General features: G+C 64.3%; 11 protein-coding genes and 5 pseudogenes. 4 read left to right on the forward strand and 12 right to left on the reverse strand.

The features are described from left to right. Positions 1 to 7 precede the first annotated feature (7 nt). The 4 genes from FVA95_RS26320 to FVA95_RS26335 all read right to left on the reverse strand — a co-directional run bounded on the left by FVA95_RS26320 (position 8) and on the right by FVA95_RS26335 (position 1,958). Complete coding sequence (locus FVA95_RS26320; protein WP_161992396.1) at positions 8 to 301, reverse strand: transposase; 294 nt, start codon at positions 299 to 301, stop codon at positions 8 to 10. A gap of 33 nt (positions 302 to 334) precedes the next feature. After that, positions 335 to 715, reverse strand: a complete 381-nt coding sequence (locus tag FVA95_RS26325) for a histone-like nucleoid-structuring protein Lsr2 (RefSeq protein WP_149666529.1) — start codon at positions 713 to 715, stop codon at positions 335 to 337. A gap of 143 nt (positions 716 to 858) precedes the next feature. After that, a complete protein-coding gene (locus FVA95_RS26330; RefSeq protein WP_304627190.1) occupies positions 859 to 1,254 on the reverse strand; it encodes a C40 family peptidase in 396 nt (131 codons plus the stop codon). Positions 1,255 to 1,577: 323 nt separating this feature from the next. Continuing rightward, on the reverse strand, positions 1,578 to 1,958 hold the full coding sequence (locus FVA95_RS26335; RefSeq protein WP_149666530.1) for a Hin recombinase: 381 nt from the start codon (positions 1,956 to 1,958) through the stop codon (positions 1,578 to 1,580). Between the two features lie 327 nt (positions 1,959 to 2,285). Between FVA95_RS26335 and FVA95_RS31430 the strand changes: the two genes are divergently transcribed. From FVA95_RS31430 to FVA95_RS34055, 3 genes are all read left to right on the forward strand, one after another. Further along, entirely contained in the window at positions 2,286 to 2,447 is a 162-nt protein-coding gene (locus FVA95_RS31430) for a hypothetical protein (RefSeq protein ID WP_162557702.1), read from the forward strand. Positions 2,448 to 2,580: 133 nt separating this feature from the next. Continuing rightward, the gene (locus FVA95_RS26340) at positions 2,581 to 4,095 is read left to right on the forward strand and encodes an APC family permease (RefSeq protein ID WP_240051747.1); all 1,515 of its coding nucleotides are present in this window, start codon (positions 2,581 to 2,583) and stop codon (positions 4,093 to 4,095) included. 28 nt (positions 4,096 to 4,123) lie between these two features. Next, positions 4,124 to 5,362, forward strand: coding sequence for a GNAT family N-acetyltransferase (locus tag FVA95_RS34055; protein ID WP_161992459.1), 1,239 nt, complete (start codon positions 4,124 to 4,126; stop codon positions 5,360 to 5,362). Here FVA95_RS34055 and FVA95_RS26350 read toward each other — a convergent pair. The 4 genes and pseudogenes from FVA95_RS26350 to FVA95_RS34345 form a co-directional block, all read right to left on the reverse strand. Beyond that, the gene (locus tag FVA95_RS26350; protein WP_193564427.1) at positions 5,359 to 5,565 is read right to left on the reverse strand and encodes a hypothetical protein; all 207 of its coding nucleotides are present in this window, start codon (positions 5,563 to 5,565) and stop codon (positions 5,359 to 5,361) included. The two genes, FVA95_RS34055 and FVA95_RS26350, sit on opposite strands and share 4 nt — an antisense overlap. A 379-nt stretch (positions 5,566 to 5,944) precedes the next feature. Beyond that, on the reverse strand, positions 5,945 to 6,103 hold the full coding sequence (locus tag FVA95_RS31065; protein ID WP_161992460.1) for a hypothetical protein: 159 nt from the start codon (positions 6,101 to 6,103) through the stop codon (positions 5,945 to 5,947). A 42-nt stretch (positions 6,104 to 6,145) separates the two neighbouring features. Beyond that, positions 6,146 to 6,448, reverse strand: a pseudogene (locus tag FVA95_RS26355) (ATP-binding protein); the annotation flags it as partial. A gap of 29 nt (positions 6,449 to 6,477) precedes the next feature. Further along, positions 6,478 to 7,344: pseudogene (locus tag FVA95_RS34345) on the reverse strand (IS5 family transposase); the annotation flags it as partial. 39 nt (positions 7,345 to 7,383) lie between these two features. Here FVA95_RS34345 and FVA95_RS31830 point away from each other — a divergent pair. Then, positions 7,384 to 7,596 (forward strand): transposase, encoded by a 213-nt coding sequence (locus FVA95_RS31830; RefSeq protein WP_193564428.1) that lies wholly within the window; start codon positions 7,384 to 7,386, stop codon positions 7,594 to 7,596. On the opposite strand, the pseudogene FVA95_RS26370 reads toward FVA95_RS31830, so the two are convergent. The 4 genes and pseudogenes from FVA95_RS26370 to FVA95_RS26380 all read right to left on the reverse strand — a co-directional run. Then, positions 7,586 to 7,810, reverse strand: a pseudogene (locus FVA95_RS26370) (transposase); the annotation flags it as partial. The gene FVA95_RS31830 and the pseudogene FVA95_RS26370 sit on opposite strands and share 11 nt — an antisense overlap. A 33-nt stretch (positions 7,811 to 7,843) precedes the next feature. Continuing rightward, positions 7,844 to 8,209, reverse strand: coding sequence for an IS3 family transposase (locus tag FVA95_RS33285; RefSeq protein ID WP_255474699.1), 366 nt, complete (start codon positions 8,207 to 8,209; stop codon positions 7,844 to 7,846). A gap of 174 nt (positions 8,210 to 8,383) precedes the next feature. Then, positions 8,384 to 8,833: pseudogene (locus FVA95_RS33290) on the reverse strand (transposase); the annotation flags it as partial. Positions 8,834 to 9,103: 270 nt separating this feature from the next. Then, a pseudogene (locus FVA95_RS26380) lies at positions 9,104 to 9,409 on the reverse strand (IS30 family transposase); the annotation flags it as partial.

The following is a 9,409-nucleotide window of genomic DNA, read 5'->3' on the forward strand; positions in this document are numbered from 1 at the left end:
GGGAAAACTACTTTGGGAGAACGTTCTCCCGGGCGAAATACGCGGCCGCCCGCTTGAGAATCTCGTTCTCCACCTCAAGGCGACGCTTCTCCTTACGGAGCCCGGTCAATTCGCGTTTCTCGGCGCTACTCAGCCGTGAATCGGAGCCGCCGGTGTCGTCGGCGGCGGCCTGGGCCATCCAGCTCCGCAAACACGACTCCGATATCGACAGTTCCTTCGCGATCGCAGACACCGGCTTGTCGCCAGCACGAGCAAGGTCCACGGCGCGGCGCCGGAACTCGGGCGGGTGAGGTGCAGGCACGAACAACATCCTCCCTGGTGGACCGGGTCCACCTCAGGTGACGTGTCCGGCGTCAGGGGTCAAGCTCAGACCCATGACTGCACCAGCTCCACCGCCATAGTCGTCATCGACGTCGATCATCCCGCAGGTACCTGCTCCTGCAGGCTCGGAGCTGCCACAGCTGTGGGGGCAGGGAGCCCTCGGAGTCTCCGGTGCCCGAGAAGTCGACAAGATCGCCGCGGCCCGGTTACCGACCGGGGGACCGACGACGCGGGCCGCCGCGAGATACCCGGCCAACACCGCCCGCAACCGGACCGCGTTCTCACTGCTCAAATCAATACTGTAACGGCGGCGATCAATAGCGAATTCGACGGTTTCGGCGGCGTCGTGACCATCCAGGTCGTCGCACCACCGGAAAGTGCAAACTCGCGCCATAGCTGTCGGTTCGACATTCTTATCGCATCAAGGGTGGAGACGTCCCCATTCCGGAGATCGTCGGAGAGTGTGGCCATCCTACCGCATTTCTCTTCCGAATGGAGCGTCGCGGGCGGATTCCGTGGAACGTTTTCGGTCACTGCTCATGGCGCTGCTCGTGTCGTGTTCGACGTTCCGGGTCCCGGGTCGGGCTGGTGGACGCGGCGGATGTGGGTGACCTCGTCGGCCCAGTCGGTGAGTGGTTGCAGGATGACGCCCTGGGAGGTGTCGTAGGCGTTGACGACCAGGCCGTGGCCGACGTACATGCCGTTGTACCGCGGATTGGTCTCGCTGCCGAGGCTGCCGGGGATGAACACGAGGTCGCCGGGGGCGATCTGTGCGATCGGCACGTTGGTGCCGGCGTTTTTCTGGCTGACCGTCCCGGCGGGGATCGGGACCCCGGCGTGCGCCCAGGCGGCGAGCATCAACCCGGAGCAGTCGAACCCGTCGGGCCCTTTCCCGCCCCAGACATACGGTTTGCTGAAGTGATCCCCCGTCAGCCGGACGCCTCCAGACTTGGCAGTGAGCCTTTTCCAACCTGACTGGCGAGCCTATACGACATGTTATCGCTAAGGCTGCGGCGCAACTGCTCTGGCCACGGCTGCACAGGTCACAGGATCGTCAGCTCCGCCTCTGTGTACACGGAGTCAGCCCCCGAGCTGTAGGAACGTCAGGTTGGAAAAGGCTCAGTAGCCGAGAAGATGGAATCGAGCGTTGTCGGTCATGAGGCGGCGGAACTACCGCAGCATTTGACTGGGGTTCGCCAAGATCGGGTCGCGGCGTCGCCCCTGGGCGCGTTGGGTGCGGACGATGTTCGGCACGGTCATCGGGCCTCTCCGATGCGGCGCTGACGGGGGAGCCGAGCGGGGACTCGGGGGCAGGTCGGGCAGGTCGGGGGGTCGGTGAGGTGCCATCCGGCTGCGGTGAGCAGCGGGGCGGCCTGTTCGGGGGTCTCGGCGATGTCCCCGGCGAGCAGGGGGCCGTCGCCGCACTGGGAGCAGGTCAGGTCGAGGACCGGGCCGGTCGGGGCGCAGTCGCGGCAGAAGTGCCCGATCACTGGGCCGTCGGTGCCGGGCAGGATCCAGGCCGTGGCGATGTCGGTGCGCTCGCCGGGGTGACGGGGCCCGCGCCCGCAGCCGTCGCAGCGGGGTGGGGTGTCTGGCCCCGTCGGGGCCAGTACGGCACGAGGCTGGGTCCGCCTCATCGGATCATCCCTCCGGCTCAGTGGTCGGGTTGAGCTTGGCCCCCTGCGCCGGATACTGACGGTGTGGGGTCAGTGATCTTGGTGTGGCGGGGTGTGGGCTGTTTCGTAGTCGACTGGGCTGAGTATCCCGATGCTGGAGTGGCGCCTGATTGAATTGTACCACCCGTAATGGCATCCGAGAGGACGCCCATACCAACCGATGGCCATTGAGCCTGGTGATCGAGAGAGGCGCTCTTGTCAGCGGTTCACTCATCCCCGCCTCTGTCCCGGCGATGCCCGGCGACCGCGACGCCGTCCTGGCCGCCGTCGGCCGAGTAGCAGGCCGCGGTGGAGCTGGTGGACCGGGCGCAGGAACGGGGGCTGGTGCTGGCAGGCCCGGACGGGCTGCTCAAGCAGCTGACCAAGTCGGTCCTGGAGACCGCGCTGAACGTCCCTGGATGCGGCCCCAGCGCGAACGTGCCATGCGGATGGAACCGACCCGGTGGCTAGCCGTGGCAGCACGTGCGCCTAGTATCCGGTCCCCTGCTCCCGGCGAGATTGTGAGTAACTCGTGCCCTTATCTGCGTCCAGTACGTCCCAAGTGGCCAGTCTGCAACGACGGCGTCTTGGAGTGACACACCTGGTGTTCTTCACGGTGGCCGCCTCAGCTCCTCTCACTGCGTTGGCGGGTGGAGTGACGACTGCGTACGCTGTCAGTGGCAATCAAGGTGTCCCGTTAGCATTTCTTGTTGTCTCTGTCGCGCTGGCACTGTTCGCAGTTGGCTATGTAGCGATGAGTCGTCACGTAGCCAGCGCAGGCGCATTCTACGCTTATCTCGCCCGCGGAATCGGGCGTCCGGCGGGCGTCGCCGGAGCTTTTGTAGCGCTTGTCTCCTATAATTCGATCCAAGTCGGCCTGTATGGATTGTTTGGTTCGACCGTGTCGAACTTTGCTGCAGAAGCATTTGGCCTACGGATGCCGTGGTGGATTTGGGCCCTACTCGCAATGGGCACAGTTGCCGCCCTCGGCCTGCTTCGCGTTGACCTCAACGCCCGAGTCCTTGCGGTGCTGCTGATTGCCGAAGTTGCAGTGGTGGCCGCATTCGATATCATCGGGTTTGCTCGCCCTGCTGAAGGGGTTGTAACTACCGCACCATTAATGCCAAGCACTCTGCTGGCTGGCGGACTTGGTGCCGCCATCGCCTTCACTGTGGCTTCGTTCACCGGATTTGAGTCCGGGGCAATCTACTCCGAAGAGGCGCGTGATCCATACCGCGCGGTCGGGCGCGCTACATTAATTGCGATCGTCTTTATTGGCTCATTCTATGCGCTCTCTTCCTGGGCGGTAGTCGCCGCCACTGGAGCCAGGCGCCTCCAGGAGCGTGCCAGCACAGAAGGTCCCGCCTTGATCATTCGACCTCTCGCCGACGCGTTCGGGCCGATCGTTGCTGATCTCGCGACTGCACTGCTACTGGGAAGTGTTTTTGCGGCCTTGCTTAGCTTTCACAACAGTGTTGCTCGTTATCTACTCGTTCTCGGTCGTGAACGCGTGCTCCCGGAGAAACTCAGTTCCATTGGGGGCCGCTCCGGGGCCCCTGTCGCTGGATCTATTGCCCAGTCGACGTTGGCGCTGGTCGTTGTCGCAGGGTTCGCTATTGCCGACGCCGACCCAATGCTGACGCTCTTTAGCTGGTCCTCCGGACTCGCCGCTCTCGGGGTCGTCCTGCTATTGGCTGGCACCTCAGTTGCGGTGATCGGTTTTTTCCGGCACTCCTCTGTCGTGTCACCGACCTTAGTGTGGTCGCGAACGATCGCCCCTGCGCTCGCAGCGACGCTTCTCCTGACGTTTCTTGTTGTGATGGTCGTCAACTTTGATTCATTGCTCGGCGTAGCGCCCTCCTCGCCCATTCGTTGGCTCCTCGCCGTGACCGTGCTCGCCGCCGCTCTTGGCGGGGCTGTCTGGGCACTATATCTGCGGGGTTTCCGCCCGGATGTTTATGCAGATATTGGCGGCGCCGTGCGAGCGCCCAAGTTCGACAAGCCCTCCATCTACTGGCACCACACCAACGAGGCTGCGTCTGCTCCCCGGCCTGAGAGTGCTCCCGTCCCTCAGGAGGAAAGCACGTCGATACTTCCCCGCCTCGATTCAGATAGCTGAGGAAAAGACAGTGAGAGAAGAAAAGGAGATGCATGATGTGCATGTCCTGGACGATTCGGTAGATCGCCGTGCCGCGTTTGAGGTATTCCTGGCTGCCTTATGTAAGGCCCCGGTTACTGACTATGAGTGGCTTACCCACGGTCACTCAGAGGAGGAGTGTTGGCTCGGTGTAAAGTCTGCACACGGGGAGATTGTAGGGGCCGCTTATTCATTTCCGACTAGATTGACGCTACCTGGTGGGGCGCGAGTGAGAGCTGCTGCGGTTACCGGAGTAGGTGTCCGGGCCGATGCTACCCGCGCAGGGCGATTGACCGCGTTGATGCGCTCCCAGCTAAGTTCAGCAAGGGAGCGTGGGGATGCTGTCGCAGTCCTCCACGCCACTCAGACAGGGCTGTATGACCGCTTCGGCTACGGTATTGCATCTCGAGCCGAGAGTGTCCAAATTGCTGCTAACTCCGATTGGCGAGCAACTGCTTCAAGCGCAGGGCAGGTGCGGATGCTCAGCCGGACCGAGGCGGCTGCACTCTTACCTTATTTACAGGAGCGGCTCGCTGGTGCCCGGCCAGGAGGTATGACTCGTACATCGTGCTGGTGGCGCCGGGCACTTAATCCTGCGAGTCCGTCTGCCCCGGGTTTCACTGGTTCAGGGCATCAGGGCATCGCTGTACACACTGGACTAGACGCTGACGACGGGTTCGTAGTGTGGAACGCATCCGCTGCCAGTCCGGGCCACGATTGGCCTACCGAAATTGTAATCCAGCAGCTTTGGGCCGGGTCGGGGGCAGCTGCTGCTGGCCTCTGGCGATTTCTTTCCAATCTCGATCTCGTTGACTCTGTGGTGGGCTGGTCGCGCCCGCTCGACGAGAACCTCGACCTGATGCTTGTCGACCCACGGCATCATCGGATTACCGGACGCGGTGACGATCTATGGCTACGCATCATCGATCTCTCCGTGGCGCTCACCTCACGTTCGTGGGGTTCCGGCGATCCAATCACTCTACGAATACATGACCCGTTCCCTATCGGCACCGATGAGAGTATCAGCACCTGGCGAATCAGTTCAGGAAACGTCAACCCTTCCAGAGGGACCCTGCCTGATCTGGAGTGCAACATCAGTTCACTCGCCCCGGCATTCCTCGGCGACCGGAGGCCATCGGAGTTGGTCACCAGTGGTCTATGGACTGAGCACGCTGCGGGCGCTGCTATCCGAGCAGATGCATTGTTCTCCGTTCCTGGCTCAGCTCCCTGGTCTGGAACTTGGTTCTAGTGGCGCGGATTTGAAGTTGTTGGACGGTTGTCGTTCTTGAAGATTTCGTCGGCGGTTTTGGTCCAGATGAAGGGGTAGGCGTGCTGGTTCCAGCCGTCGATGTAAGCGCGGAGCTTGCCGTTGAGGTCCTTGACCGAATTGAAGACCCCGCGGCGGACGGCTTGCCGCTCGATGAGTCCGAACCAGACTTCGACCAGGTTCATTGAGAATGTCAACTGCAGTTGGCCCCGGGGGGGACGGGGCGATTCGGCTCCGGTGAACAGGATTCCGGCGTTGCTTGTGCGGGGGCGCTGGCCGATGGCGTCGTAGGCGGCCCAGATGCTGACCTGGGTGGCGGTGAGGACCGGGCGGTCGGCGGCCTGGTCGAGGCGGTCAGCGAGTGTGGCGGTGTGCAGCGCGGTCTCGGGCAGGACGGCTGCTTGTGTGCCTGCTCGTGCAGAGATGACTGGACCAGCTCTTGGATCTGGGTGCTGGTCCAGTCGGCGAGCTCGGGATCAGAGGACGCGTCGGCGTCGGCGCGGCTGACGGTGGTACGCCGGCCTCGGCGAGGCGTTGGATGGAGTGGTCACTGGCTGAGGGGTGCTAGACCGAGGCCAGCGCCACTGCGGTCAGGTTCAGGTGCTTCACGGCGTGTTGGAACGCCGATGTCGTGCTGACCGTGGGTAGTCCGGTCAGTCGTCGCAGCGTGCGCAGTTGGTGCTCGACGCCGTGCTCGCCGTGCAGGAAGCTGGCGCTGGTCACTGCGGATCACGCTGAGGAATATCCCGGGGGCCTCTTGCCAGGTCAGCTGCTTTCCGGGGCTTGTCTGGTCCGGGTGTGGGCGAGGCGGTAGGACTGTGTGCCGGTCTCGATGATGTTCCCGGCGAAGGTGAGCCGGTCGATGATCGCTGCGCAGAGCCGTGGGTCGGTGAAGGTGCGGGTCCAGCCGGAGAACGGCTGGTTCGACGCGATGGCGATCGCGTTGGTCTCTTCCCGCTCGGTTAACACCTGGAACAGCAGTTCGACGCCGCGGCGGTCGAGTTCCATGTAGCCGAGTTCGTCGATGCAGAGCAGATCCACGCGCCCGTAGCGGGCGATGGTCTTAGAGCGTGTTTGAGAAGATCATGTTGAGGGCGTGAAGACGTACTTCTGCTGGCGCGCGGCCGGCTTGCCACGGGCGATGCGGCGGGTGATGGTGTTGATCGCTGCCCAGCGGATCATGGCCTCGGAGACGGCGGGGTGGCGTTCGTAGTCCCGGGCCAGGCGGCGGTGCGCGGTGAGCCAGGCCAGTGTCCGCTCGACCACCCACCGCCGCGGAATGACAGCGAATCCGCGCTGCTCAGGAGGCTTGCGTACGACCTCGACCGTGGTCTTGAGGATCGTGCTCGCCCAGTCGAGCAGGCGTCCGGCGAACCCGGCGTCGGCGTAGACGAACCGCACCCTCGTACGCAGGTACAGATCCAGCAGGATCGGCTTGGCGCCGTCACGGTCCTGCACCGACGCCGAACACACCATCGTGGTCAGCAGCAGGCCGAGGGTGACCGTGGGAGATGAACCGCTTCCGGCCGTTGATCTTCTTCCCTGCGTCGTAGCCACGAGTGTCCTGCCCGACTGTGCCAGCGCCCTTCACCGACTGGGAGTCGATGATCCCCGCGCTCGGCTCGGGATCACGGCCCTCGTCGGGCACGCAGCTGGCGGCGCACGATCGGCAGGATCTGCTCGGTGACCTTCTGCTGCTCCCACCGGTTGAAGTACCAGTACACCGTCTGCCAGGGTGGGAAGTCCGCAGGCAGAGCCCTCCACGCACACCCCGCCCGCACCACGTAGAGGACCGCGTCGACCACGTCACGGCGCGGATGCTTCTCCGGCCGTCCACCGGCCCCCGCGGCGGGCAGCAGTGGTTCGATCAGCGCCCACTGGGCGTCGCTGGTGTCCGAGGGGTACCGCCGCTTGCGCCGAGCCACTCGTCCACGATGGACCAGAGCCCGACCCGCGCGGCGCAGACACGCCGACCCTTCTCAAACACACTCTAAGGGGTAGCGGTGCCAGAGGTACGGAAGCGATATGACCGGGAGTTCCGTGACGGGGCGGTCCGGATCGTGGAGGAGACGGGCAAGCCGATCGCCCAGGTCGCCCGCGATCTGGGGGTCAACGAGGGAACCCTGGGCAACTGGGTGGCCCGCGCGGCCACGTCCGCTGACGTGGTGGATGAGGACGGCCACCTCGTGAGCCTTCGTGGTCAATCTAGGCGCTGATCGCGCCGGTCGTCACCTCCATCGTCGTCTCGATGGTCGGGCTGATCGCGGCCCGGGCCTTGGCGAGTAGATCGAGGCTGATGTAGCGGCGGCCTTCGGTCCATTCGTCGGTCTGCTCGGCCAGAACGGCGCCGACCAGCCGGACGACCGCGGCGCGATCCGGGAAGATCCCGACCACGTCGGTGCGGCGCCGGATCTCCTTGTTCAGCCGCTCTTGTGAGGTTCTCCCGCTCGCTCGGAGTGCTGGTTAGCTGACCGGGGCCGGGTCGGCCCCGTCGGCGGGTGATGCGGGTTGATCGTCCAGGACGCCCTCCTGGGCGTGCCAGGTGGCCTCGTATTCACCCGGTGAGCGCCACCCGAGTCGACCCTGGATGCGTTCGGTGTTGTACCAACCGTCGATGTAGGCGAACAGCTCGTTCTCGGCCTCCTCGCGGGTTCGCCACGATTTCCGGTAGACGAGCTCGGTCTTGAGTGTGGAGAAGAAGTTCTTCATGAGCGCGTTATCGTAGGAATCGCCGACCGACCCCATCGACGCGAAGATACCGTGGTCTTCCAGGCGTTGCCCAAATCGCAGAGATGTGTAGTTCCTGGGTTCAACCGATCGTTGCAACACCGGGTTGTCAGGCTGAGCGTAGCTGCTCTTCGAACACTTCGGCGGGGGTCTTCCAGTCGAGGCTCTTGCGGGGCCTGTTGTTGAGCGCGAGATCCGACCGAGCTGGCGTGCTAGGGGCAGGCCACGCAGTGGGGCGCGCAGGTGCTCGGGGGCGACGATGATCAGACTCTTCAGCTCGTTGATCGCCTTGGTCCGACTGACCAGCACTGCGGCCCGGGTGGCCAGGACCATCCGCAGCGCTTCGCGTAGGCCCCTCGCCCGAGGCAGAGTCTGAAATTCACGGGCCAGCGCCGTCCGAGCGGCGCGCACGGCGTCGATGTGATCGTTCTTCGCGCCGCGGGAACGCTTGACTGCACCGACCTCGACAACTGTCTCCCCGGCCTCGGCCAGGTATCGAGCCAGGCCGGCGGCGAAGCTGCCGGTGCCCTTCAGAGCCCATACCCGCTGCTGTGGGGCGTGCTCGTTGGCCCAGACCAGCATCCGCTCGTAGCCCGGCCCGTCTGCGGTGTCGGCAAGATGGGCGCGAACGCCACCGGTGTCGGTGTCGAGTACGGCCAGGTCGATGGTGTCCCGGTCGGGGTCGCCGCCGATGACGTAGTGATACTGCTCTGCCAGCATGGCCATGCGGTTGTCCTCTCACCCAGGGCGAACGCGTCGGCGCCGGCCTGGGTAGAGGTCACTGGTCGCGGCAGCACTGTGAGGGGTCACGCCCACGGGCGGACAAGCTCCTGATCAAGCCAAGACGAGTGGGCCAGGCCGACGCCGATGACCCCGGACGACGAGTCCAACGCAAGGCACGCGTCACCGCGGCCAGTATTCTCGTGAGTCACTCCGGGGTCACCGGCACCGAGCCTGGCAGCGGACCAAGCCGAAACCGCCGAACGACACACTCACAGTGTTCTCGTTCGTTTCTCGCTGCCACGGTGAGTGGGGATCGGCGAAGTATATCTTCAGTCCCGTCCGTTCCTCAATCCTAGGATGATGGAACATCTCGTTTCCCTGGTCCCAGGTGAGCGTCCTGCGTAGACCCGTCGGGAGCGCCCGGAAGGTGCTGGACAGGGCGTCCGCCACAGCGGTGGCCGAGTAGCCATTCGGGAGCGGCACCAAGATGGTGAAGCGGGTCTTGCGTTCGACCAACGTCGCGATCGCGGCGGGACGAGTGGACCCGATGATCAGGTCGCCTTCCCAGTGCCCGATCTC

It is taken from the genome of Pseudonocardia sp. EV170527-09 (genome assembly GCF_008369905.1).
In the GTDB taxonomy this organism is placed as follows: Bacteria; Actinomycetota; Actinomycetes; order Mycobacteriales; family Pseudonocardiaceae; genus Pseudonocardia.